37 protein-coding genes and 1 other RNA gene are annotated in these 23,561 nt (G+C 36.1%); 21 read left to right on the top strand and 17 right to left on the bottom strand.

What is annotated here, in order from left to right; all coding sequences use genetic code 11:
• Positions 1-6: 6 nt before the first annotated feature.
• On the top strand, positions 7-492 hold the full coding sequence (gene fabZ / locus J690_RS13925) for a 3-hydroxyacyl-ACP dehydratase FabZ (protein WP_032036518.1): 486 nt from the start codon (positions 7-9) through the stop codon (positions 490-492).
• Entirely contained in the window at positions 489-1,277 is a 789-nt protein-coding gene (gene lpxA, locus J690_RS13920) for an acyl-ACP--UDP-N-acetylglucosamine O-acyltransferase (protein ID WP_017385998.1), read from the top strand. The genes fabZ and lpxA overlap by 4 nt, the downstream gene beginning before the upstream one ends.
• Positions 1,278-1,335: 58 nt before the next feature.
• On the opposite strand, the gene J690_RS13915 is transcribed toward lpxA, so the two are convergent.
• Positions 1,336-2,211 (bottom strand): YbgF trimerization domain-containing protein, encoded by an 876-nt coding sequence (locus J690_RS13915; protein WP_032036516.1) that lies wholly within the window; start codon positions 2,209-2,211, stop codon positions 1,336-1,338.
• Positions 2,212-2,525: 314 nt separating this feature from the next.
• Here J690_RS13915 and ffs point away from each other — a divergent pair.
• An RNA gene (gene ffs / locus J690_RS23550) (signal recognition particle sRNA small type) lies at positions 2,526-2,622 on the top strand.
• Between the two features lie 13 nt (positions 2,623-2,635).
• On the opposite strand, the gene J690_RS13910 is transcribed toward ffs, so the two are convergent.
• The 4 genes from J690_RS13910 to J690_RS13895 all read right to left on the bottom strand — a co-directional run bounded on the left by J690_RS13910 (position 2,636) and on the right by J690_RS13895 (position 5,468).
• Entirely contained in the window at positions 2,636-3,118 is a 483-nt protein-coding gene (locus J690_RS13910) for a regulatory protein RecX (RefSeq protein ID WP_005068912.1), read from the bottom strand.
• A gap of 59 nt (positions 3,119-3,177) precedes the next feature.
• The gene (gene recA, locus J690_RS13905; RefSeq protein WP_002115680.1) at positions 3,178-4,224 is read right to left on the bottom strand and encodes a recombinase RecA; all 1,047 of its coding nucleotides are present in this window, start codon (positions 4,222-4,224) and stop codon (positions 3,178-3,180) included.
• A 145-nt stretch (positions 4,225-4,369) separates the two neighbouring features.
• Positions 4,370-4,798 carry an RNA-binding S4 domain-containing protein gene (locus J690_RS13900; protein WP_032036514.1) on the bottom strand — a complete coding sequence of 143 codons (429 nt, stop codon included), beginning with the start codon at positions 4,796-4,798 and terminating at the stop codon, positions 4,370-4,372.
• Positions 4,782-5,468: an HAD-IA family hydrolase gene (locus J690_RS13895; RefSeq protein WP_032036512.1), complete on the bottom strand. Its 687-nt coding sequence runs from the start codon at positions 5,466-5,468 to the stop codon at positions 4,782-4,784. Before J690_RS13895 ends, J690_RS13900 begins: the two co-directional genes overlap by 17 nt.
• A 236-nt stretch (positions 5,469-5,704) precedes the next feature.
• On the opposite strand from J690_RS13895, the gene J690_RS13890 reads away from it, so the two are divergent.
• On the top strand, positions 5,705-7,027 hold the full coding sequence (locus tag J690_RS13890; protein WP_032036510.1) for a tyrosine-type recombinase/integrase: 1,323 nt from the start codon (positions 5,705-5,707) through the stop codon (positions 7,025-7,027).
• A gap of 121 nt (positions 7,028-7,148) precedes the next feature.
• On the opposite strand, the gene J690_RS0104460 is transcribed toward J690_RS13890, so the two are convergent.
• The 12 genes from J690_RS0104460 to J690_RS13845 all read right to left on the bottom strand — a co-directional run bounded on the left by J690_RS0104460 (position 7,149) and on the right by J690_RS13845 (position 13,254).
• Positions 7,149-7,343 (bottom strand): hypothetical protein, encoded by a 195-nt coding sequence (locus J690_RS0104460; protein WP_032036509.1) that lies wholly within the window; start codon positions 7,341-7,343, stop codon positions 7,149-7,151.
• Complete coding sequence (locus J690_RS24280) at positions 7,340-7,753, bottom strand: hypothetical protein (RefSeq protein ID WP_155762597.1); 414 nt, start codon at positions 7,751-7,753, stop codon at positions 7,340-7,342. The genes J690_RS0104460 and J690_RS24280 overlap by 4 nt, the downstream gene beginning before the upstream one ends.
• The gene (locus tag J690_RS13885; RefSeq protein WP_032036506.1) at positions 7,750-8,286 is read right to left on the bottom strand and encodes a hypothetical protein; all 537 of its coding nucleotides are present in this window, start codon (positions 8,284-8,286) and stop codon (positions 7,750-7,752) included. Before J690_RS13885 ends, J690_RS24280 begins: the two co-directional genes overlap by 4 nt.
• Positions 8,283-8,720: a hypothetical protein gene (locus J690_RS13880; RefSeq protein ID WP_050688053.1), complete on the bottom strand. Its 438-nt coding sequence runs from the start codon at positions 8,718-8,720 to the stop codon at positions 8,283-8,285. Before J690_RS13880 ends, J690_RS13885 begins: the two co-directional genes overlap by 4 nt.
• Entirely contained in the window at positions 8,717-9,010 is a 294-nt protein-coding gene (locus J690_RS0104445) for a hypothetical protein (RefSeq protein ID WP_081405170.1), read from the bottom strand. Before J690_RS0104445 ends, J690_RS13880 begins: the two co-directional genes overlap by 4 nt.
• A gap of 138 nt (positions 9,011-9,148) precedes the next feature.
• A complete protein-coding gene (locus J690_RS13875; protein ID WP_032036503.1) occupies positions 9,149-10,189 on the bottom strand; it encodes an ead/Ea22-like family protein in 1,041 nt (346 codons plus the stop codon).
• A gap of 12 nt (positions 10,190-10,201) precedes the next feature.
• Positions 10,202-10,882, bottom strand: coding sequence for a 3'-5' exonuclease (locus tag J690_RS13870; protein WP_032036501.1), 681 nt, complete (start codon positions 10,880-10,882; stop codon positions 10,202-10,204).
• A gap of 14 nt (positions 10,883-10,896) precedes the next feature.
• Positions 10,897-11,268 carry a hypothetical protein gene (locus tag J690_RS13865; RefSeq protein ID WP_032036499.1) on the bottom strand — a complete coding sequence of 124 codons (372 nt, stop codon included), beginning with the start codon at positions 11,266-11,268 and terminating at the stop codon, positions 10,897-10,899.
• A complete protein-coding gene (locus J690_RS13860) occupies positions 11,265-11,594 on the bottom strand; it encodes a hypothetical protein (RefSeq protein WP_032036497.1) in 330 nt (109 codons plus the stop codon). Before J690_RS13860 ends, J690_RS13865 begins: the two co-directional genes overlap by 4 nt.
• Before the next feature lie 80 nt (positions 11,595-11,674).
• Positions 11,675-12,007, bottom strand: a complete 333-nt coding sequence (locus J690_RS13855; RefSeq protein WP_032036495.1) for a hypothetical protein — start codon at positions 12,005-12,007, stop codon at positions 11,675-11,677.
• A 194-nt stretch (positions 12,008-12,201) separates the two neighbouring features.
• Entirely contained in the window at positions 12,202-12,486 is a 285-nt protein-coding gene (locus J690_RS13850) for a hypothetical protein (protein WP_032036493.1), read from the bottom strand.
• 3 nt (positions 12,487-12,489) lie between these two features.
• Entirely contained in the window at positions 12,490-13,254 is a 765-nt protein-coding gene (locus tag J690_RS13845) for a S24 family peptidase (protein ID WP_032036491.1), read from the bottom strand.
• A 136-nt stretch (positions 13,255-13,390) separates the two neighbouring features.
• Between J690_RS13845 and J690_RS0104440 the strand changes: the two genes are divergently transcribed.
• The 17 genes from J690_RS0104440 to J690_RS13775 all read left to right on the top strand — a co-directional run bounded on the left by J690_RS0104440 (position 13,391) and on the right by J690_RS13775 (position 23,470).
• The gene (locus J690_RS0104440; RefSeq protein WP_016145624.1) at positions 13,391-13,594 is read left to right on the top strand and encodes a MarR family transcriptional regulator; all 204 of its coding nucleotides are present in this window, start codon (positions 13,391-13,393) and stop codon (positions 13,592-13,594) included.
• Positions 13,595-13,629: 35 nt separating this feature from the next.
• Entirely contained in the window at positions 13,630-14,004 is a 375-nt protein-coding gene (locus J690_RS0104435; RefSeq protein WP_032036489.1) for a hypothetical protein, read from the top strand.
• A 64-nt stretch (positions 14,005-14,068) separates the two neighbouring features.
• On the top strand, positions 14,069-14,239 hold the full coding sequence (locus tag J690_RS24385; protein ID WP_171073733.1) for a hypothetical protein: 171 nt from the start codon (positions 14,069-14,071) through the stop codon (positions 14,237-14,239).
• The gene (locus J690_RS13840; RefSeq protein WP_032036487.1) at positions 14,236-14,418 is read left to right on the top strand and encodes a hypothetical protein; all 183 of its coding nucleotides are present in this window, start codon (positions 14,236-14,238) and stop codon (positions 14,416-14,418) included. Before J690_RS24385 ends, J690_RS13840 begins: the two co-directional genes overlap by 4 nt.
• The gene (locus J690_RS13835; protein ID WP_032036485.1) at positions 14,415-14,870 is read left to right on the top strand and encodes a hypothetical protein; all 456 of its coding nucleotides are present in this window, start codon (positions 14,415-14,417) and stop codon (positions 14,868-14,870) included. Before J690_RS13840 ends, J690_RS13835 begins: the two co-directional genes overlap by 4 nt.
• Positions 14,867-15,508 (top strand): hypothetical protein, encoded by a 642-nt coding sequence (locus tag J690_RS13830; RefSeq protein WP_032036484.1) that lies wholly within the window; start codon positions 14,867-14,869, stop codon positions 15,506-15,508. The genes J690_RS13835 and J690_RS13830 overlap by 4 nt, the downstream gene beginning before the upstream one ends.
• 3 nt (positions 15,509-15,511) lie before the next feature.
• Positions 15,512-17,071: a DNA cytosine methyltransferase gene (locus tag J690_RS13825; RefSeq protein ID WP_032036482.1), complete on the top strand. Its 1,560-nt coding sequence runs from the start codon at positions 15,512-15,514 to the stop codon at positions 17,069-17,071.
• Between the two features lie 3 nt (positions 17,072-17,074).
• Positions 17,075-18,118 (top strand): hypothetical protein, encoded by a 1,044-nt coding sequence (locus tag J690_RS13820; protein WP_032036480.1) that lies wholly within the window; start codon positions 17,075-17,077, stop codon positions 18,116-18,118.
• A complete protein-coding gene (locus tag J690_RS13815; RefSeq protein WP_031980711.1) occupies positions 18,115-18,879 on the top strand; it encodes an ATP-binding protein in 765 nt (254 codons plus the stop codon). The genes J690_RS13820 and J690_RS13815 overlap by 4 nt, the downstream gene beginning before the upstream one ends.
• Complete coding sequence (locus tag J690_RS13810; protein ID WP_032036478.1) at positions 18,876-19,406, top strand: hypothetical protein; 531 nt, start codon at positions 18,876-18,878, stop codon at positions 19,404-19,406. Before J690_RS13815 ends, J690_RS13810 begins: the two co-directional genes overlap by 4 nt.
• Before the next feature lie 2 nt (positions 19,407-19,408).
• Positions 19,409-20,140 (top strand): hypothetical protein, encoded by a 732-nt coding sequence (locus J690_RS13805; RefSeq protein ID WP_032036476.1) that lies wholly within the window; start codon positions 19,409-19,411, stop codon positions 20,138-20,140.
• A complete protein-coding gene (locus tag J690_RS13800; RefSeq protein WP_032036474.1) occupies positions 20,137-20,508 on the top strand; it encodes a hypothetical protein in 372 nt (123 codons plus the stop codon). The genes J690_RS13805 and J690_RS13800 overlap by 4 nt, the downstream gene beginning before the upstream one ends.
• On the top strand, positions 20,505-20,912 hold the full coding sequence (locus tag J690_RS13795; protein WP_032036472.1) for a hypothetical protein: 408 nt from the start codon (positions 20,505-20,507) through the stop codon (positions 20,910-20,912). Before J690_RS13800 ends, J690_RS13795 begins: the two co-directional genes overlap by 4 nt.
• On the top strand, positions 20,909-21,193 hold the full coding sequence (locus J690_RS13790) for a hypothetical protein (RefSeq protein WP_032036470.1): 285 nt from the start codon (positions 20,909-20,911) through the stop codon (positions 21,191-21,193). Before J690_RS13795 ends, J690_RS13790 begins: the two co-directional genes overlap by 4 nt.
• Positions 21,194-21,273: 80 nt before the next feature.
• Positions 21,274-22,050: a hypothetical protein gene (locus J690_RS13785; RefSeq protein WP_032036468.1), complete on the top strand. Its 777-nt coding sequence runs from the start codon at positions 21,274-21,276 to the stop codon at positions 22,048-22,050.
• 37 nt (positions 22,051-22,087) lie between these two features.
• Positions 22,088-22,303, top strand: a complete 216-nt coding sequence (locus J690_RS13780; protein WP_032036466.1) for a hypothetical protein — start codon at positions 22,088-22,090, stop codon at positions 22,301-22,303.
• Positions 22,304-22,459: 156 nt separating this feature from the next.
• On the top strand, positions 22,460-23,470 hold the full coding sequence (locus tag J690_RS13775) for a DUF4238 domain-containing protein (RefSeq protein WP_032036464.1): 1,011 nt from the start codon (positions 22,460-22,462) through the stop codon (positions 23,468-23,470).
• Positions 23,471-23,561 lie beyond the last annotated feature (91 nt).

Here is a 23,561-nt window from a genome sequence, read left to right as displayed (position 1 = left end):
AATATTATGACCGAGTCAACTACACCTAAATTTGCCATCCCTGAATTACCAATGCAGATTCAAACGATTCGTCAATATTTGCCGCATCGTTATCCTTTCTTATTGGTTGATCGTGTGACTGAAGTTACTGACAATAGTATTGTTGGTTATAAAAATGTTTCTATCAATGAAGAGTTCCTACAAGGACATTTCCCAGAATATCCGATTATGCCGGGTGTCCTAATTGTAGAGGCATTAGCTCAAGTTTCGGGCGTTCTAGGTTTTATTATGAACAATGAGACGCCAAAACTAGGTTCTTTATTCCTCTTTGCTGGTGCAGAAAAGGTTAGATTTAAAAAACAAGTAGTTGCAGGCGACCAACTTGTATTAAAATCTGAATTAGTAATGCAAAAACGCGGTATCTACAAATATAACTGTACGGCTACCGTTGACGGTATTGTAGCAACAACCGCTGAAATTATGATTTCACACCAAAAAACAGAGCAGGCATGAGCAATCACGATTTAATTCATTCTACGGCCATTATTGATCCATCTGCAGTGATTGCCCCGGATGTCCAGATAGGACCTTATTGTATTATTGGTCCAAATGTGACGATTGGCGCTGGTACTAAATTACATTCACATGTTGTAGTTGGTGGTTTTACCAAAATTGGTCAAAATAATGAGATTTTCCAGTTTGCAAGTGTTGGTGAAGTTTGCCAAGACTTGAAATATCAAGGTGAAGAAACTTGGTTAGAGATTGGAGATCATAATTTAATTCGTGAGCATTGCAGTTTACATAGAGGAACTGTACAAGATAATGCTTTAACTAAAATAGGTAGTCATAACTTATTGATGGTTAATACGCATATTGCACATGACTGTATTGTTGGTGATCATAATATTTTCGCAAATAATGTTGGTGTTGCTGGACACGTACATATCGGTGATCATGTCATTATTGGTGGTAATTCAGGAATTCATCAATTCTGTAAAATCGATTCTTACAGTATGGTTGGTGGAGCATCTTTAATTTTAAAAGATGTGCCAGCTTATGTTATGGCATCTGGTAATCCAGCACATGCGTTTGGTATTAATATAGAAGGTATGCGCCGAAAGGGTTGGTCTAAGGATACAATTCAAGGTCTTAGAGAAGCTTATAAATTGATTTTTAAATCAGGCCTGACTTCTGTTCAAGCTGTTGAGCAGATTAAAAATGATATTCTTCCGAATGTTCCAGAAGCTCAATTATTAATTGACTCTGTTGAGCAATCAGAACGTGGTATTGTGCGTTAAGCCGAGATATTCAAAAAAAGACACCGCAATCTGCGGTGTCTTTTTTTCTTAAAAACTTTTATTTATTAAAAAATTTGGCTTCTTCAGATTTTGGATACTGACTTAAGATTTTAGCTTTATATTGGTTTGCTGATACAGTGTTTTTATCAACATCTTTGGCAATACTGTAGAGTTGATAAAGCGCACGAGGAGCTTTACTAGAATTTGGGTATTGCGTAGCGACTACATTATAGTTCTTTTTAGCTTCATTATAATTTACCGGATCAGTTGCTAAATTAAACTCGGCTAACCAAAAATAGGCATTCCCTGTATAAACGCTATTAGGATGATTTTTGATAAAGTTTTGCATTGGAGCAATCGCTTTTTTCGCTCCACCTTGTTTGTAGGCATCTAAAGCGACAGTATAAGCTGCTTTTTCAAGTTCTACAGGGTTCGATTGATTTTGCGTAGCAGGTGATGAAGCTGGTTGTGTTACTTGCGTTTGTGAGGGGGGAGTAACTTGACTTGCAGTAGTTGTAGTAGTACTAGCTGCTTTATTGTCGGTAGGAGGAGCTTCTGAGCTTCCGGTAGCTGTAGCATCACTATTTGCTGTATTGTCTGGTGCTGCACTTTCTGGATCTACTTTTTGATTTAGTAATTCCAAACGCTGGTCTAAATCAGTATAGCGATTAGATAAATCTTTTTTCAGTTGTTCAATATCATTCGATTGTTCTTCTAACTGTCCGCGTAAGGTGCGTATATCATTTTCTAATTGTTGGTTTTTTTGCATCAATTCCCAATTTAAATTACTAGGGACTGAAGCGTTATTCGATGAAGTGTTAGTTGAACTACCACCACTTTGACTTAAACCGCGCGATTCAATTGGAATATTGGCATAGAGAGAAGTAGTGCTCATTAAGGCAATAAATAATAAAGAATGCTTCATCAATCGCATGAGTATAGGTCCATAATTTTATGTAAAAGCTAACTTGAGAAGGGAATATGTAAACTATTCACATTAGCTATCTAAGGTTTTAATTGATCATTGCAATTAAAACAGCTAACAATATAAATGCAAGAATAGTTTACAATCTTCAAGCATATTTTATTCAAAATAAGTATCAAGAAAGAATATAAGATAAGAGATTCTAGGAATTTATATGTTTTTGACGATGAATTAATCAATTGAAACATTAACTTGCTTAAAATTGAGAAGAAGGCTTGCAACTCTTTTAAAAATCTCTATACTCTGTTTTGCAATGGTAGCCCCGCTGGTGGCTTCGCAATTGTACTCTGTGAACCCCGCCAGGACCGGAAGGTAGCAACGGTAGCAGATCTATGATGTGCCGAAGTTTTGCTAGTGGGGTTGCCACCACCTTCTAATCCGATCTCCGTTGGATTGCCTTCATAATTACATCTAAATCAAATCCTCTATATTGTAAAAACCTCATCTGTTTTGCTTTAAGTTTAGGATCTTTTTCTACTTCTTCACCAAACTTTTTCACTTTAAGTTGATAAGCCTGTTCCACCCAATCAATATTATGAATTTCATCTGCAATTAAATCATTTTCGATTTGTTTAGTTTTTAAAGCTTGTTTAATGCGTTTTGGCCCTTTACCTTTACGAATTTGGCTAGCTAATGTTAGTTCTGCAACGCGTTGGTCACTTTGATAATTTTGCTCAGATAACTCTTCAACAAGTTGCTTAACCTCTTCAGGGTTTTGTGCGTAACGATTCAATTTCTCGATCAGTTCTGCTTTCGAATAATCTCGACGAGTCAATAATGCAAAAGCATATGAGCGCAAACGTTGCCCTGTAAGCAAAGCGCGTTGTTGGGGCTGTTCTTCTGTTCTTTTGAACATATTTAATATTTCCTCGTAAAAAACGCCCCGAAGGGCGTTTTAAGACTTATAAGCGGTAATTAAGACTCTAATAGAAGATCTTCTTCTTCATCTTCCACTTGTACAGCACCATTAGTACCCGTAGTTAGAAGTTGTTCACGGATAATCTTTTCAATTTCTCCAGCCATTTGAGGATTTTCTTCAAAGTGGCGAATAACGTTGTTTTTACCCTGACCAATTTTATTACCTTGATATGAATACCAAGCACCTGCTTTTTGCACGATATCTTGTTGTACAGCTAAATCTACAAGTTCGCCAAGCTGGTTTGTACCTTTACCGTACAAGATTTGGAAAATAGCTTCTTTAAATGGAGGAGCCATTTTGTTTTTAACAACTTTAACTCGAGTTTCAGAGCCGATGATTTCATCACCTTCTTTGACCTGACCAATACGGCGGATATCTAAACGTACAGAAGCATAGAACTTCAATGCGTTACCACCAGTCGTAGTCTCAGGGCTACCAAACATTACACCAATTTTCATACGGATCTGGTTAATGAAAATAACCATACAGTTCGAGCGTTTAGCGTTACCCGTAATTTTACGTAATGCCTGACTCATTAAGCGAGCTTGTAAGCCCATGTGAGAGTCACCCATTTCGCCTTCAATTTCTGCTTTAGGAGTAAGAGCAGCAACTGAGTCGACAACGATTAAATCAATTGCACCAGAACGAACTAGCATGTCTGCAATCTCAAGTGCTTGTTCACCGTTATCAGGTTGCGATACAAGTAGATTATCAATGTCCACGCCCAGCTTACGTGCATATTGTGGATCTAATGCGTGTTCTGCATCGATAAATGCACAAGTACCACCAGCTTTTTGACATTGTGCAATCGCTTGGAGAGTCATTGTGGTTTTACCAGAAGATTCTGGACCATAAATCTCAACGATACGACCTTTCGGTAAACCGCCAATCCCCAATGCAATATCTAAAGTCAAAGAACCTGTAGATACAGCTTCAACTGCTTGAACAGTGTTGTCACCGAGACGCATCACCGTATTTTTGCCAAATTGCTTCTCAATTTGACTTAGCGCGGCTTGTAATGCTTTGCTTTTATTCTCATCCATCTCAAAAACCTCAATACTCTAAGTTCATCACGTTTAACCCAAGTGGATGCATTGAATCTCAACTTGTTTCACAGGGCTAATAGTGACAGATTTTTTCTATAGCTTCTATGTGTTGTCTGTGTGTGTGCGACACAACTCGACGTTTTTATTCATCACCATACGACCAGTGTTGATCATTGTCCTGTTTAAACCGATTAATCTGTCTACGATCCTTTTTACTCGGTCTATGATCAGGTCGAGCAAGATTATGCAATTTTCGTTGGGATGCAATCAACTCCCGTCTAGCAATACTTACTTCTGTTTCTTCATAAAGTTGCTGGGCAACTGGTGCTGGACTACGTGTGTTCGAAAGCGCTTTTACGACAACGGTTTTTTTATCAAAACCTTGTTGAATAATAAGTTCCATTCCAATGCGAATTTCTTTGGAAACTTTTACACGCTCATTATTGTGATGTACTTTACCTCCTTCGATTGCTGCTTTAGCAATTGAACGAGTTTTAAAAAAACGAGCAGCCCATAACCATTTGTCGATACGCATGGTCTCTACAGCATCGTTTTCAAGCGATTTTGACATCATTATCCTTTCTATCAATTTGATTCAATATAGACAGCAATTCTGTAAGTCGATCTAGCGCTTTATATTCTAAATCTTCATGCTTTCTTACATCCTTTAGAGTTGAGGGCTGCAAGATAGTAAACAAGTGCTTGATACCAAATTTTTCAGCTGTTTTTAGTACAGGAGCTGTATCATCAATAAAAATGGTTACGTCTGGGTCAAAAGGGTGTAATTTTTGGAGCTCTTGCCAAAAATGAATATCTTCTTTTGCATAACCAATTTGTTCACTCGATACGGTTACGTCAAAGAAGTGTTCAATTGCAACATTATCGAGCTTTAACCGTAAGCTTGCACGATCGGCATTTGTAACTAACCAACAACTATATCCTTGCTTTTTCAGTTCCTGTAGAAGCTCAATACAACCAGACCGAGCTTGAATTTTTGTCTGAAATTCTTGCTGTAATTTGAGTACATCAACGCCTACAGTTTTGGTCCAATAAGCTGATGAATACCAAACAAGCGTATGTCTATGTGATTGATAAAACTGATATAGTGTTTTTTGGCTCTGGTCGAGTGGAAGTTGATGTATCTCTGCATGTCGCTTAGGAAGACATTCATTCCAGATGAAATCATCAAAAGCGAGATCTAATAGCGTACCATCCATGTCAAACATTACAATCTTAGACATGCGTCAAAAATCTCCAAAGATATTCAAAGCATAATTTTTCAAATGATTTAGTCATATAACCTTTAAAAAATAATAATTTGTGAGTGTTTTGTGGCATTCAAAGAAATTCAAAGCTCAACAAAGTAATTCATGCAACAAACAAAAATTTGTACAAGGGTTTGTACAAAATATTATAGCTGGCATGGAAGGTAAGTTGCTTAAGATATTTTGTAAGTTGGTTTTTTTATGATGCGAAAATGGCTTTAAGTGATACCTGGTTAAAATCAAATAATGGAAAGTTGAGAGAAGCTACTCAAGTTGTTAATGACAGAGATGGTTTATCAGTTCGCATTTCCCCAAAAGGGAAAATTGTTTTTCAAATGCGGTATAGATTTAATAACTCTTCAAAACGCATGGACATTGGTACATACCCAATGATGTCCTTGAAAGAGGCGAGAGCAGAAGTTCTCGAAAATAAAAAGGAATTAGATAAAGGACGAGATCCATTACAGCTAAAATTAAAAAAAGAGACAGCATATTTAGCACAACCAACCGTTCGGCAAATATGTCTAGAATTCTTCGAGACCGCAGCCGCACATAAAGCAGCATGTAAAGATGATAAAAGAGCTTTTGAATTACATGTATTTCCTAGATTAGGAAAACGTATTTGTGATGAAGTTACTTTACAAGAATGGTCGCAGCTTCTATTTACAATCGTTAGTTATGCAAAAACTGTTGCAATAAAGGTATTAGGTAATTTGAAGCTAATCATGAAGTGGGGTTGTATTCATGGAAAATTAAAAGAGCAGACTTTATTACATATAAGAGCAATTGATTTAAATGTTCGTAAAAATCCTAGGACGAGATATTTAACAGAACAAGAAATTTTCTGGGTAATCCATGCAACATTTTTATCAACTGGAATATCACCCAAAAACAAATTAATGATACTGATGTTATTAATTTTTGGTTGTCGAGTAGGTGAGTTGAGAATAGCTAAAAAGAGTGACTTTGACTTTCAAAATCATACTTGGACAATTCCTCCTGAGCAGCATAAAACAGGTGCAAGATCTAGAAAAGCAATTGTTAGACCTTTGATTCCTCAGGTAGAAGTTTTAATTAAACAAGCTTTTGAACTTTCTCCACCGGATTGTGAGTGGGCTTTCCCAATTATTAGGGCTCAAAAATATAAACCTACACAAAAAGGATTTCAAACAACTATTCCTATTTATATTAATGAAAACGTCAAACGATACTTTGATGTAGAAATGAACCATTGGACAACACATGATTTGAGAAGAACAATGCGTACACACATTGCTGAATTTGCTCCTCCGCACATTTGTGAAATCATGCTGGGGCATGCTTTACCACAAGTATGGGGAACTTATGATTTAAATCAATATCTAGAACCTCAGGCACAAGCTTATGCAAAATGGTTTGATAAGCTTTGTGCCATTATAAATAACTACGAAAGATTTGATATTAAAGGCTCAATTTCAAGTGCTTCTAAGTATCCGTTTCTACTTTCCCAAGAGGCCACTGCTTTAACACCATATAAATTAGTAGCTCTTCCATGACCTCTAACAATTGGCTCAGGAAAGGGGTCGGAACCCCTTTCCCGCATATTTTTTAAAGTACCTTTAGAAATTTTGTACCTCTGTAAAATCTCTGGTGTTGAGATATAAATTGCCATTAAATTTAGACCTCCTTATTTTCCACTTTTCTAAAAACAGTACCTTCAGGATCAACTCCAAAATATTCGCATATCTGACGAGCCTTAGTTGAACCCGGTCCCAATCTACTAACGTGAACCCAATTTGTATCTGATTTACGCTTTTTAGTTGCATTCTGAATCGCTAAATAGTAAAGCTGCTCAAAGTCAAATCCACTCATACTTCAGCTCCAGATTCACTTTCTACTATCATTGCCTTATCAATTGCTTCACGTTTCGTTTGATGAACTGTCTCAGTTAAACGTTCCCATCCACTAATCCAATAAACAGCATTTACACAAAACCCTTCACCAGTTTTGTCATAGTTTTCATCGTAATTAATATCAGTTGTGACTAATCTCGGCTCTTGAAGCAAGAAATCTAAGCGCGCTGTATCTTTTGCTTGATCCTTGGTAACAAGTACACCCTCAGGCACCGCCTGAGCATTAGCTTTTATCTGCCACAATTCCCAACCTAGTAGAGACTTAGAATTTGTATATTCACCATCTTCAAGTTCAAGCTCACGCTGCTTACCACCAACACTTAAGTAAGCTTCTTCGAAAAGCTCTCTTTCTTTAGTCATGTCAATCATTGATGTGCTCCCGATCTAGATTGATAGAGAGACTTATTAGTTTCAACAATTTCTTCACATTCTTCTTGGCTACCAACAAAGAAATAATCTTTTTTCAATTGGCCGGCTTCTAATTTAGTTACCCATGTGCCGTAGACTTTACTTGCAGTTAAATATGCAACACGACGCTTTGTAATTGAAGTAATATCTTCAATGTCTAAACAATCACCCAAATTATTGAAGTCACTTTCTTTATTAACGCAATTTTCTGGTTCTTCATCGTCTTGCCAAAATGTATCAATTTCAGATTCCGTAACTAAAATCGAACCTTTAGGTACTGCATTGGCTTTTGCTTTATTCCAGAAGGCCCACAATTGACGGGCTTGTTCGATCATAAAAAAGACCTGATCATCTTCAAAAATGGAATAAGAAAAGAAGTCCCTATTTGAATAAGATGCTGCAAGTTCTGGAACGAACCAAAGTTCCATACATTCTTTTTTAAAGACAGCAACTTCTGCCATTAACGCAGCTCGCTGATTCGCTAAATCAATCATAACTTCGCTCCGGTAAGAGAAGAATCAGGAAGGGGCAACCAAAAAATAATTTTTTCATTTATTTCATAGTGCTCATTTTCAAAACCATTTTTCGAAAAAGTAAATTCGGACCAATATTTAGCCTCACCACCTTCATAGACATCATGCATATAGCGTGCTCGAGAAATATTTCCATATTCATCAATAACGGCACATGCAATTCCATCAGAATTTGGTTCTGTCTCAGGTAAATGTTCAGCTGCAAGAATCCAATTATTTTGTGGTTCTTTAGCTGCTAACCAAACTTCTTGCATTAATTCAATATCGTTATAGCTAAGAGTACATCCAGCTTCACGAACTAGGTTTGTTAAAACGCCTAAACTATTCCAGCCAACTTTAATTACACCTTTAGTTCTAAGAAATCCTAAAAAAGACTCTCTTTCATTCAACGTCATGCTGCCACCTTTTGATAACTGAATTTCATTGAATTAGAAATGCCACGCATCCGAAGCTGGTTAATAAAACGTTTATCCTTATTCATCCAAACCCGGCAAAATGAAGTAAATCTTTTTTGACAAACTTCATTCATTTCAAAACCTTTTTTTGTTTCTATTAGGGATATCTTTGCTACTTCTTTGCCACGCTTCATAACGATGTATCCTTTTTTATAAGAAGGATAGAAACCACTTTCTGACATCCAAACTGTGAATGGGTATGACATAGAGTCAGGGATGAATTTCATCATGTTAGAATCTCCAAATAGAATCTTTAAGTTTTGCTTTGAAGAGCAAAGCTTCAGTTTCATTAAGTGATACATTTAAGAAAACTTGGGTTCGTTTACCGATCACAGTGAAAGTTCTGGTTTTGCTGTTATAAATTTGAATCATTGAGGCGACTCCAATAAAAAGTTACCTTCAACCTCAAGTTCTTTTCTTCTTTTTAGAACCAGCTCCATTAGACGTTCTTGAATACGTTCATCAGCTTCAGAAATATCAATTTCAAGGGCATCTAATGTAGTCAGGTCCTTTGCTTGTCTGATCTTTTCCCCAATTGAAATATTTTCTTTAGAGTGACCAGCAATAATTACTAAATGCTTATTTAGTTCGGTTTTAAATAAACTCTGATCTTCAGTAGCCCAGTCTTTGATTTCCTCAATGAGACTATTAGCATCATCAGCAGTTTTGGTTTTCTTTAGCTTTTCCATAAGTTCAGATAAAGGGCTAGACTGTACAGGTTTACCGTTATGGTAACGTGTCCAGTTTTCCACTTTAGTCTCTGCTTTTTTTGATTTCTTAGGTGTTTTACCTACAGATGTAGATTCGGTTTCAGAACCTACTTTAGAATCACTTGGACCCAAAACATTTAGAATGTTGTCATCATCTCTACTAGTTAAACCTACTTCACCATTAATAATTGCATTCAGTAGATTTTTAAACTCATCACACCAATAAAGTGATTTTACAAATACACGTAACTCACCATAATCATGTGATTTACGATTAATAAATGCTTCAGCAGCTGACCGTGTTAGATGGCAATTAATATCTTCCCAAAAATATTTACCATGGCAAATATAGACGTTGCGTTCGTTCCATTCCGATAAAATATTAATTTGTGTTGATACTTTGACATCAAGGAAAAGCTCATCTTCTTCATCAATAGCCAAGCCATTTAAATCATGTTTTTCTGCAGCTTTAAGTGAATCAAAAAACTCTTCAACTGACTTATATTTTGATTCTTGATCTACATCGACAATATTCGTAATTTCAACTGAATCGCTTGCTGGGTCTAAACCCCAAACAATATTTTTTGATTGAACAACGAAAATAGGTGAATCTGTACCAGCGTTATCATTTTCCCAAGAATTTTTGAGTTGTTGGGTAAACTCCGCCCATGCTTCAGGCGTAAATAGAGTAGGTTTCATAGTTTCTAACCTTTAAATATTTTGAAGCGCTTTACGCAAATGTAGGTCAAGGTCTTCTTTATTCAGTAGCCATGAGATATACGGGCGCGGTAAATCTTTAAGAGGGGTTCCTTTGTGTTTGCCCCAAGACATAATTTTTGGTAAACGAACTGCTTCAGACATAAGGTATAAAGAATTCAGATCCTTAATTCCTAGTCGTTCTATTAGAGCTATTAGGATAATCCCCGTAAAATAAACATCCGCTCGAGCTGAATGTGCATGTCTTAAATGCTTACGTGCTTCTTCTCGGTTGGTCATTACGAAATAGTACAGAACAGCCAATTTATGACTTGGTAAATCAGGCCAAACATCCCTTGCTAAAGCTAAAGTACAAATAGTCTTTGCCTTAATTGCTGGTCCACATTTATTTAGAGCTTTAATGTCATAATCAATATTGTGGCCGACTATGAATTCAACACCTTCGGGGAATCGGAATGTTTCACAACTGGGTTGACCTTCAATATCTGCTTCAATGATGTTGTGTACAGACATTGCCTCAATATCAATTGGTTCTGGGCAAGAGAAATACCTGCTAAAGGCATGATCTTTGTTAATCAGAATCTGGCCGCTTTCAAAGCTAAATGGTGTGTAAGCAATTTCGATTGGGTATCCGTTTAAAGTATTGGTTTCAGTATCAACAATTAGTGCTTTCATAAAATTGACCCCAACTACCGTGTACCAAGAAAACCACGACGCATTTTGTAAGCTTTGCGGTCTGGAGAGGGAATATGCGTTTTACCGAGAATTTGACCTAATTCGCGCTTTCTTTGTCGCGAAATTTCTTCTTCCAAGTTGCGGAGAATCCATTCTCTTGAATTAAGGGTATGTTGAGAAACGGGAGTTAATACACCAGTTGCATCCACAGTATAAACACGGGTTAACGTATGTGGTGCAGCATAGATGGTGTAGCCTAAACGTACTTTATATAAATTTTGCTCTTCATCTTTACCTATATATTCACGGAATGTTGATTTATGGCCTGATTGATTATTCGTAAAATTTTGGGTTCTTTTAGCGCCACGTAAAAAATTAGTTCTCATTGGGCACCACCTAATTTAATTACTCGTACTTGGACTTCAACTGGTTCGCCTGAGTTAAATTGTTCTTGCCAATGTTGTGCCTTCTGCTCACGCATTTGGGCTTCTGCATCACATGCGTAAAGAAAGGCAATTGCTAATGCACTAAATATAAGAAAACATAAAAAATACGGCCATTTACTATCTTTTTTAAACTTTAGATCCTGTGCTGACGGATGTTGATAAAGCTTAGAAGTAGCTGGTTTATTAGTTTTATTCCCACTAAGTTCAGGTACAAAACAAATAGGGGTAGATGGGGCAGATTGACTGCCTATATATTTCTGATTCATAATAATTCGCCTTAATACGCACAGTATTGGTAGGAAAAAGCCCCGATAGCCGTCCAAAGTTTTCTGGGCTTTTTTCATTTCTAAGCATTTACTTCAAAAAGCTGCTCAGTATGTTTAGCAAATAGCGATACATCTCCGCCCGTATTTAGATACATGGGCGTTTTATCTCTATGCTCTTCCACACATTTGCCTTTAGGAAGTGGGGCATTCGAAACTAATTTATGTTCAACGGTTATGTTGTTGTGACCAGCACCTTTAGTGAACTTAAGTTGAATTGTAATTACGCCTGCTTTTTGAGTTTCCATTGCAGCAGTAGCAACTTTACTGACTGCACGACTTAGTTGTTCAGCAAATTCTCCGCCGTCTATGTCATTAATGAATTCTTCGCAATCTGTAGGGCGTAAATTAATCATCTATTTATTCACCGTTAGATGTGTTGGTGAAATTATTATGCATAAGTGCATAACTTAATGCAATACTGCATTATGCAAATGTGCATTATTTTTTGAGTGTTTATCAATAGGCATAAAAAAACCGCTACAAGAGCGGTAAATTAAAATGAAAGCTAGAGTATTAATTTAAAAAGTTAATTTACTAAATTAATAGACTAAATCTTTAAATTTTCAACTGTAAGCTTAAGCATTTTTGCTAATTCCATGTCAAAACCGTGTAAGGCATTCTTAATGACGTTACCCGCCATATCATGGTTTTCAAAATGATCCATTGTAAATGCTTGAGTTACAAGAGGATGATGCTCATTAGAGAGTTCTTTTATCTTCATTAGAATCGTTGCAGCTATGTCTGGTGATGACCTTACAACCTCTTCAACAAATGTTGTGAGTAATGCTTGTCTACCAATCAAATCAGCGGTGTTCTGTTCATTATTCTTCATAACTTATCGTCTCACCTTACGACCTTCTGATTTCCACCAGTATTGACCAATGATTTGTACATTTTCAGCTTCAATACGAGTTGGTGAGTAATATTCATCAGGATATTTAACTTTATCTGTATTACGAGATACAGCTTTAAAGCCACCTCTACCTTGTTCATTCCATTCAAATAACATCTTGATTTTTAATTCATCGCCTCTTAAAAAGGCATAAATTTCACCATCAAAAATTCTTTTTGCTGAAGTATCAATAGATATTCGTTGTCCTGGATAAAGGTCTGGCACCATGCTTTCACCATCAACAACGATGACTTTTGCACAATCTGGTTTCACGTCATATCTTCTAATTTCATTTACGGGAAATAAGAATTTATGTGGGCTTTGCTGCTCTATATTCAAGTATCCACCTCCGGCACTAACTTTAATTTCACTATAGAAATCAATAGCTACATAACCATCAGGGATGGGGTCACCTTCTTCATATAAATGAATTTCGGTATCGTAAATTTTATTGTTATCAGGACCTGGATTATGTTGATTTTGATTTCTTTCTAATAAAGATAAGTCTTTATCAAATAATTCATTAACAGTAACGCCTGCCCATTTAGCAATAGGTTCTAATGTAGAGCGTCTAGGATCTTTAGTAATTCCGTTCAAAATGCGGAAAACAGTCGATTGCTTAATCTCTGGATTCTTTTGCTCAAGATCATTTGGATTTGTTTCATGTTTATTAAGCAAGTATTCAAGATTCGATTTCAGGTAATTCATAGATTTCACCAGTAATTCCGCGAATCCATTTTATGCGCAAACGCATAATTTGGGTAAAATAACTCACTTATGCATTGACGATAATGCAAATATGCATAATAATTTGCATAAATCGGTCTAGACGTAAGAGCTAATTATGACACTTAAAGAAAAAATTCTTTTTTTAACAAGTACTCGTGGGTTTACCCAACAACAAGTAAGTGAGGAAACCGGGATTGAACAAAGTTCAGTTTCTCGGATTTTAAATAACACCCAAAAAAATATTGGATATGAAAAAGGTGTGGCATTAGATGCTTTCGTAAATCGTGAAAAGAAAAATGTCCAATCCAAAACTTCTTAAAGGTTTTCTCTCTATATCTATGTAATGAGGTATGTATGGCTGAAAAACTTTTAGCAAATGCTTCAGCAAAATTATCTTTAGAAGAAAAAGCAAAGATGGAATGGATCGCCAAACTTGAAGGCAAGAACTCCATATCTAATCTCATCCGCTCTATGTGTAAGAAGAAGATTTCTGAAGTAGAAAGTGAGATGGCTAATAAAAGCTCTCTAGACGTAATTAAAAACATTTGCACAAGAAAAATCTCAGAAGCAGAAACTGAATTCGAGTTTCTCAGAAATGTTTTTATTGGGTCAAAACAAACCGGGTATACCGAAGATACCTTTGAATTAGTGCCTTTACGGGCCGAAAAATCACGGCATTCAAATGCATGTGACAAATCAGTCCAGCTGGATCTTCTTAGCTGGAAATAAAAAAACCATTTCCTGCGCCAACAGGAAATGGTCATGGCAGTTCAAAACCTTGGAAGAAATGAACGTGAGTAATTTAGCAAATCATCCTTGCTCAGGCAAATGCACTGATTTTAATGAAGAACAGTGCTCGACTTGTTTAATCAAACAAGATGCCCCGCATCAAATCGCAGAACTTCAAACCGATGAAGACAAATTTCTCAATCGTGCTTTATCAGCACAAAGGGAGATTTCATGACATCTAAAAAGGTTTGGCCGTCAGGAACTAACCATACAGATTCTGAAGGTACACCGTGGAAACGGGACGATCAGAACAATTGGTGGTTTTGGCAAGAAAACTTTGGCTGGTCACGTTACGTGGGGCTGGTGAATAAAGCTTTCTTAAATTCTCGTTTTGAAGTGGGTACAGATCAGTGATTTTTGAATTAATAAACCTTAGTGATAAATGTACATTTGAAGCAACAAATTTAAAAATTGCTGCGATAGTTACGTGTGTACTTGGAAATGGACAATATTCAGCGAAGGGAATACAGCATGATTTAGATGTTCCGTTCTTTCTTTTCGGAGGACATGAAGAGTGGTTTGTCTCTAAATTTGGAACAAATTTTGAAGAAACACTTATCCAAGTTCGAGATGCAGAAAAACAAGATTTAGTGGATAGCTTTAATAGCGTTTTATTAGGTTCATACATTGACCGGACAGCTTTTTTCAAAGCTTATAACTTAATTAAACATCCAGCTGAACAAAACAAATGGCGTAGACAATGGTTAGATGAACGCCGCTCATCTTTTAACAACATCTGTGAACGTGCTTGGAATTATGCTGAACAGATGAGCTTGTATAAGCCAGCTCAGGAAGGTGAAGCATGAGAGATCGTTTTTACATCGCATGCTTTAGGGATAATGTCGGTCCTAATGTAAGTTTTCATCGTCATCAATTTGCAGGCTATCACACTGATATTGATCAAGCATATGTTTGTACATTTGACGAAGCACAACGTCATTTCAATCAAGCCAGAGAGTTCGAACGTCCTATTTCTGCTGATCATGTTGATGCATTAGCTGTATGGAAAGTTGATCATCAAACTTTGCCTAATAGCACTCAAATTATTGATGGTGTTTTTGGTTATGCTGTTTTCGTTCAAGGAAAATATTCGGGAAATGATGTCTATTGGTTAAATAAAGGTACTTATGACATAGCTACTGATTTTGAAAAAGCATCTTATTTTTCCAAAGACGAAGTAAATCAACTAGGTGGAAAGTATGTTGCTATTCCTTTTTCTTTAGCTGAGAAAGCAAAACGTAGAACTTTTGATTTTGAGCAATATAACCCACGAATCATGACTCAGGGCGCGGGCTTAAAAATGCCTGAGCACCTTAAAAGAGCCAAGAGAAAAGTCAAAAATCCTCAAACACGATTTAACTGTCCAAGTTGTGGAAAAATCGTTTGGCAATACAACCCCTATGACTTTGATCACTGTGATCATTGTGGGCAAGTGGGGGACTAATGCATGAACAATAAGGTATTTTTTGAAACTTCACGGTTATTTAAAACCCAATATGGTTTGAATTTTTCCGAGAAAATTATTGTTGATTTTTTTGCTGGTGGAGGCGGAGCCAGTACAGGTCTAGAAATGGGGCTTAACCGTCCGGTCTATGTAGCTGTAAACCATAATCCTAAAGCTGTTGCAATGCATGAAGTAAATCATCCTCATACGATCCACTATGTTCAGGATGTTTTCGCAGTTGACCCCGTTGAGATTTGTGACGGTTATCAAGTTGGTTGGTTTCACGCGAGCCCGGATTGTACCCACCATTCACAAGCAGCTGGTGGTCAACCGCGGAAAAAAGAAATTAGAGATCTTGCATGGGTTATCCCAAGATTTGCAGGGAAAGTAAAACCGGATGTTATTAGCATGGAAAATGTTCGCCAGATGCTTAATTGGGGACCATTAATTGCAAAACGTGACAAAGCAACAGGCCGTGTTGTAACCCTTGAAAAAATTGAAGTAAATGGAAAGCTGGTAAATCGTATTGCAGAGCCTGGTGAAGTTGTACCAAGAAATTTACAGTTCTTGATCCCAGATCCAAAACGTATTGGTCAAACTTGGAAACGATTTATTAAGACATTAAAGGGTCTTGGGTACATTGTTGAATGGCGTGCAAATATTGTTGCTGCTGATTTTGGAGCGGGAACAATTCGTTCACGATTATTTTTAATCGCCCGTTGTGATGGCAATCCAATTGTTTGGCCTGAACAGTATTTTGCAAAACAACCTAAGGCTAAACAGAGTAAGTGGATTCCTACGGCATATTCTATTGATTGGTCTGATTTAGGTAATTCCATTTTTAATCGTCCGAAAGGACCACTTGTTCCAGCTACACTTAAACGTTTAGCGAAAGGTTTGAAGCGATTTGTGATTGATGCTGAAAATCCATATTTCGTCAATTCTTCAACTCCATTTATTTGCCGTGATTTTAATACAAGCATAGGTCATAACATTACTGAGCCTCTTGCAACCACAACTGCAAGCTATGGTGGGCATAGTCAACTTGTGTGTCCAATTTTAGCCCCGTTTCTAACTGAATTTGCCAATTCATCTCAACAGCGTAATTGGTCTATAGATCAACCACTATCAACGATTTGTGCACAAGTTAAAGGCGGCCATCATGGTTTAGTAACTGCAAAACTAAGCAAAGACGATTTCGAGGGTGCTTTACGAGTGGCGGCCTTCTTGATTAATTATTACGGCAATGGTGATGCAAGAGACATCACTGCACCTATGGATACCTTAACGACCAAAGATCGACTTGCATTAGTCACTGTATGGATCAAAGGAGAGCCTTGGGTAATTGTTGATATACGTTTGCGAATGCTTAAGCCAAGAGAGCTTTATAAAGCGCAAGGTTTTCCAGATTCTTACATCATCGATCCGATTTATTGCGGCAAACCGTTGTCAAAAAAAGACCAAGTACATATGTGTGGCAATAGCGTTTCACCTTTGCCTATGGCTGCAATTGCTCGAGCGAATAACCCCTTTTCAAATACAAACAAAAATGAGGCAGCTTAAGAAATGGCAAGATCTAGAAATATTAAGCCCTCATTCTTTATGAATGAAGACATTATTGAATTACCTTTTGAAGCTCGTTTGTTATTTATCGGGCTATGGATACTAGCAGACCGTGAAGGTCGTTTAGAAAATCGACCTAAGAAAATCAAAATGTCTTTATTTCCTGCAGACGATATAAACGTTGCAGAACAGTTAGAGAACATTTCGAAGTTCGGTTTTATCGAGTTATACAACGCGGATGGTATTGATGTTATCCAAATCGTTAACTTTGTTAAGCATCAAAACCCACACGGCCTAGAGAAAGATAGTGAACTACCAAACCGTAATGGTATCTATACTGTGTACTATCGTAATCCCAAAAACAAAACGATTGTAGGAAAGCCAATTCAGTTAAATAAGAATGATTTGAAGCATTTTTACGATAAAACAGGTCCATTTGCCCCTCAAAATACTGGTTCTGCTGTTGAAAACAGTTATCAAGATAACGAATCGAATCAATCAAACACTAATGGGAACGCACAAGAACAGTTAGATAACGGTTCTAACACTGTTTCTATCTCAGACCAAAACGCCCTGAATCCTGAATCCTTTAATCAGAATCCTGATTCACTGAATCCTGAATCCTTTAATCAGAATCCAGAAGGTAATAACAACTCCGCCGTTTGCGTAGTTGATTCATCGACTCAAGCAAAATTTAGTTTCAAGAGTGCTTTGAAAAAAAATGGTGTACCTGAGAAAGACGCTGCTGAGTTCTTGCAAGTTCGTAAAGCGAAGAAAGCTCAGAATACCGAAAACGCTTTTGACGCACTTTTGAATGAAGCCCTAAAAGCAGGAATCACCCTTCAGGAAGCGGTTGAATATTGTTTGAAAAGACAAAATCCATGGGGAGCATTCAAAGCTTCTTGGTACCAAAACGAAAATCCCGAAATGACTACTGGTCATGAGCAAAACCATCAATCATTACCACGCAACGTAAATGAACAATGGGGAGCACCAAAACAATATGAACCAGTAACTCACACAGAAGTGAAGGGTGGATTGATATGAACGCAATGCCTCAGAAATTGGATTATAAAATTACTCAAACAAATCAGATTTGTACGATACACAATCAACACATGATCAATGTTCACGGTCGAATCGTTTGCCAGTCATGTGTTGAGGAAACCATGCAGCAGTCAAATGAAAAATATGAAAGTGAGAAGAACAAACGTATTTTGACTTTAAAAATGGCTCGAGCTGGTATTCCTAAAAGACATGTAAATAGCGGCTTTAGTAACTATGCGGTCAGTCACAAAGGACAAGACAAAGCTCGTAAAACTTGTGAAAAATTCACTATGGATTTCAATGCACGAGTTTTTAGAAATTTACTTCTTGTTGGTCGCACTGGTACGGGTAAAACCCATCTTGGTTCATCAATTCTGAAAAATATCATCATTAAAAACTGGGAAGCTATTTACATCACGTCTGCAGACCTAGCTGAAGATATCGCTGGTGCTTATCGCCGTAGCGGTGATAGTGAAGATGAAGCGCTAAAACGCTATGTGAAAAAAGATTTATTAATTATTGACGAATACGGTTTACATGACCGTGCTGAAAAACGTCCTCAACTGCTTGAGAGTGTTCATAAGGTTCTACTCACTCGTTATGACGAGTTGAAGCCAACAGTAGTGATTTCAAACCTAAGTCTTTCTGAGGTCCGCGAAGATCTTGGGGATCGACTATGGTCAAGATTTCAGCATGATGGCTTAGATATTGTGGAATGTGATTGGGATGATGCTCGTATAGGTGGAGGTAAAGCACAGTGAACGCATTTGTTGATATGAAAAAATCGGAATACGCATTAGTTGCTTACTCAAACGTTGCAGCTAAATCAAAAGAGCGTAAAGCTTTAGAAAAAGCAGTTAAAAAATGGTTAAAAAAACCAGGTAATAAAATTAAAAAAATTACCTCTGATGAAGTTGAAATTATTGCAGTTACTCATGGTACAGCATCAACGTATAAACGAATGGGTTGCCGTTGTGAAATTTGTGTTACTTGGGCCATTTCAACTGGTTTTGTAAAAACTAAGCCTAAATTAGATGTCAAACGTGGTCCGGATGAACGCCAAAAGCGTATACAGGCACAAAAACAAGGTTTAGATAGGTTCGCTAAGGTATTTAAAGAAAATTGGCAATTATTGGCATTTGAGATTGGTTATGCAGTTACGGCTTATCAACTTGAGCGGGTATATCAAGGGAAGTCAGAAATCGATCAGTTTTTTACATGGAAATACGTGAAAAAGATTGCAGACCAGTTAGTTGCTGAAAAATTAAAAGCTAATGGGGGAGTGTGAAAATGAAATCTAATTCAACCAGTAGAAAACGGTCAAAAAAATACAATCCAAATAAGCTAACACCAGCACAAGTTCAAGCTAATCAGAGAAAGGCTGAAATGCGTAGAGAAGCCGCTCAAGAATATGAGTTCAGCATGCGGTTCGTTTCAAAAGATGTACGGGACTATATCGAAGCAAAGAAAGTTGAAGAGGCTGCGTTACTTGAGCGTTTCCCTAATCGCTTAACAATACCATATCACTTCAGTATTGCAGCTTACGGTTACCAAGATTTAGCAATTGTCCAAGTTCTTGAACATGTAGAAGAGTGTGAGAAATGGAATGTTGAACTAACTATCACTATGGCCGATAGAACTGATCAATATGAAGGGCAACTAATAATAAACCAGCCATTTACCGCACCGAAAATGAATTATTTTGAGTTTTCAGAAGGAAAAGCAGACTGTTACGTAGATATAGGTGGTGGATTACGTAGAAAAGGCTGGAAAGGATTAAATGCTGAGATATTAATGGCATTAGACCAAAATAAAAATATACCTGATGGTTTTGGGATCGATTTGATAGAGGTAGAAATAAGTACCTCCTCAAAATTCAAAAGTGTGTCAGCGTATAAAGAATTTTTGAGTGTTGCTGCATGGGTAAACAGTGGTGTAGCTGAGGAAAAATTACGCCAGCTTTGGATTGCTGATCAAATTATAGGGAACGGTAAATCGCTTGGTCTTGGGGATGCAGCATGATGAAAAGACTAAGACAACGCCAGCGCCAACAACGCAGTATTTTTGCGATGTTGCAAAGCAACTCTAGGGAGACAAGTACCTTCAAAAGTTCGGAGGCTATTGCTCCTAAAGAACTACAAGCACAATCTGCAAAACCTAGATATATCTTCACAGAACTAGGGAAAGAGAAGCTTTGCAAACATTGTCAAGAATATTGGCCCATTGATTCTGAATTTTGGTTCATGGTTAAAGCTAAGCTTAAAGATGGATCCGTCGTACTTCGACCAGATTCAGCTTGTAAAGGTTGTTATGACAATGCCTATCGTCCGAATTTATCAAGGGGTAAATATCAAAAACGATCAAGTCATGAAAAAGGAGCTGCGGCATGAATCGTTTTCAAGAAAAACAGTTAATACAAATTGATGAAGAGCAGCAAGTTATTAAGTTCACTCGAAAACGTGAATTAATTAAATGTGATCATAAACATATCCAAATTTCGGAAGAAAAGAGCGAAGTACTTTGCATTGACTGCAAAACAAAATTAAACCCTGTTCATTGGCTAGCTAAATATCTAAGACAACTTAACCAAGTTACAGAGCGTAATAACAGAATGTTAGCTGAGGTAAGAGTAATTCAGTCAAAGCTTGAAAAGAAAAACAAGTTTATGTGTAAAAGCTGTCATGAGGTTAATGAAATTGATTTTAAAAAATTGCCTTCTCAAGCAGCTATTACACGTGGAATGTCGGTAATTGATCAAGAGTTTGACGGAATGAAAGTGGAGTTTTGCCAATGAAATATAAAATCGGTGATCGAGTTTATGTTGATTTCAAATCTTCTAATAGTATGGAAACTGATGGAACTCATATTTTCGGTGAAGGTCAGATTGATAGGGTAGATGAAGATAATAATTTTCTAATAGGTAGACTAGATAAAGGTGGTTATTTTGGTTGTCCATCAACAGATGTAAAACTGATTCATGAGTTATGTATACATGGGTACGATGTTGCATGTTTATTATGTGGATTTGGTCAATCTGAAACTACTGGTGAAAGGATCTGGCATAATCAAAGATAGTATGTAACATATAGTTTTTAAATGAATAACAGATTAAGCTCATCAATAATAGATGGGCTTTTTTTAAAACAGTGAATTAAATGACTTTAGAAATTTGTAAACTTTGTGGTGAAAAAAAAGAGTTACAGCGCTCACATGTAATAGGGAAAACTTTTTTTAGTCACATACTACGAGATTCTGAAAAGAATGTTGCTTATCAATTTCAGCTCCAAAAAGAGCAAGTTGACACTACAAATGACACTTGGTTTACGCGATTGCTATGTAGTACATGTGAGCGATTTTTTAATGAAAAATATGAAAATTATTCTGTTTCATGCCTTAGGGAAAAAAGAAATGATGTTGAAGTAATAAAAGGTCCAGAGGGAATAAAATATAAAAATATAAATGCAGAAAAAATTGCAGTTTTTATTCTTTCAATTTACTGGAGAGCAATGCATTCAGAACATCATGCTTTTGCTGACTGTATAAATGAACCCGTACTCGAAAATGTTCTAAAAGAGATTATTAATGGTAAGTTAAAAATAGTTCCAGATCTAATTAAGGTTAGAATTAGATTGTTTAGAGATTCAACAAACAAATTTAATGAAATCTCATTAAAGCAATTAATTATTGCACCTTATAAAGAAGCTTTCCTAAATGGCTTTATGTCTACAATGACATTTGAAGGGTATCTGGTAGAAATATATTTTGGTAATTTGAAACTTTCAAATACAACAAAGAATGGATTTCTAGATATAGGTAGTAATGAAGTTTACATTCCTTATGTAGAGATACTTACACACCGACAAATAAGGGAATCTCTTTTTGCTGGTGCAAAATTAATAAAACAATCCCCAGAAGTGATAGAAAAGGGGTAAAGTGAACCATCGGCATTTAACTCTCTTGGCTTATTTTATGAAAATATGTATTGGTGGCGATCTTAATGGTCAGGTAGTTGAGAAAGATGTTTATTCATTTAAAGCTGCTGAAATTGATCCAGAGAAAAAGTCAGAGTATTTCATTCAAAGTTATATTCTTGGAGATAAGCGATTTAGGTTTTGGATTTGTTTTGATATAGATTTTCATGAAGCCTCACAAATCGTTTCAAAAATAATAAGAACAAAACATTAAAATGTATATTGATTAAATTCGATATATATTTTATATTATGTGAACTGTTTATCGTTAAAGGCCTTTATTGGTTTTATAGTCCGTACTTTCCCCAAGGTGCGGACTTTTTTTCTGCTAACATTGTTCACTTAGAATTAAAATTTTTGGGGTAATCATATGTTTAATAATGAAACTAGAAATCAACATTTTATTTCTCAAGTTGAGCAAAAGTTAAATTGTATTGATCCAACTTTGCCAAGGGAGAGAAGAAGGATTTATAAGTTTAAAATTGATGATAGGGAAGAATTGACTTTTAATTTAGTAAACCCTTTAGGAGTTAAAATTGAAAAAAACTTAAGCTTTAATGACTTATATACTTTCGATGTTTTTTCCGATAGAACTAGAAATAATTTTGAAGCTTTTTTTGGAAAATATGAAGATAAAATTGAAGAATTTACAAATAATATTCTAGATAAAATTGCTAAAAATGAGGCAATAACAATTGAAGAAATTAAAGACTTGGTTTTTTGTAAGATGATGAATTTTATAAGAAACCCGTTCTGTATTGAAAAGTGCCTTAACACTTTTGGTGAATTATCAACGGTTAGTCCTACAGATACTCATGCATTAAGAGAATTTCAAAAAATAAAAAAGGAAAATATACATGTTAGCCCAGATGTATTATCTCAGTTAAACATAACTGAAGATAAATACATTCAATGGTTGAAGATAATATTTATTTTTTTTTCCGTAAAAATGCCAAAAGGATATTTAGGTGAATTAATTATTGATGCATGGTTAGATATTAATAAAAAGAGAATCTATGTTGGTGTACATTCTTATGATCAGGAAATTTGCTTGTTATCTGATCGTAGCTTTGTAGATTATGGCCCAGCATTGCCGAAAGAATTTTTTTGCTTTGCTTTTAATCTCAATAAAAATTCTTTTCTAAGTTTTATGTTATTTGAAAATACTTTGGAAAATATTAAGTTGTTCTGTCCAGATCTAGCTCCTGCAATTGATAGTCGAAACATGACGATTGATGAAATTAGCGATCATAAACCTAGAATTGAATTGCTAGTTAGTAAAAATAATATAGAAGCTTTGAGAGGTTACAACACTCAGGTTGTATATCAATGTCATATCCACTTCTTTAGCGCATCTACTTCTTTTCTACTAAATAATTAATGGAACCAGTCAAAATTAGTTTTTAATCTTAAAATCATAATTAAAGTTCTTCTAAGATTGCAGGGCTTTAATTATGAAATTTTATTTGCTG

The sequence above is a fragment of the Acinetobacter sp. 742879 genome (assembly GCF_000588535.1).
Taxonomy (GTDB): domain Bacteria; phylum Pseudomonadota; class Gammaproteobacteria; order Pseudomonadales; family Moraxellaceae; genus Acinetobacter; species Acinetobacter pittii.
Note: the sequence above shows the minus strand (reverse complement) of the source record. Positions and strands in the feature narration are given on the sequence as shown.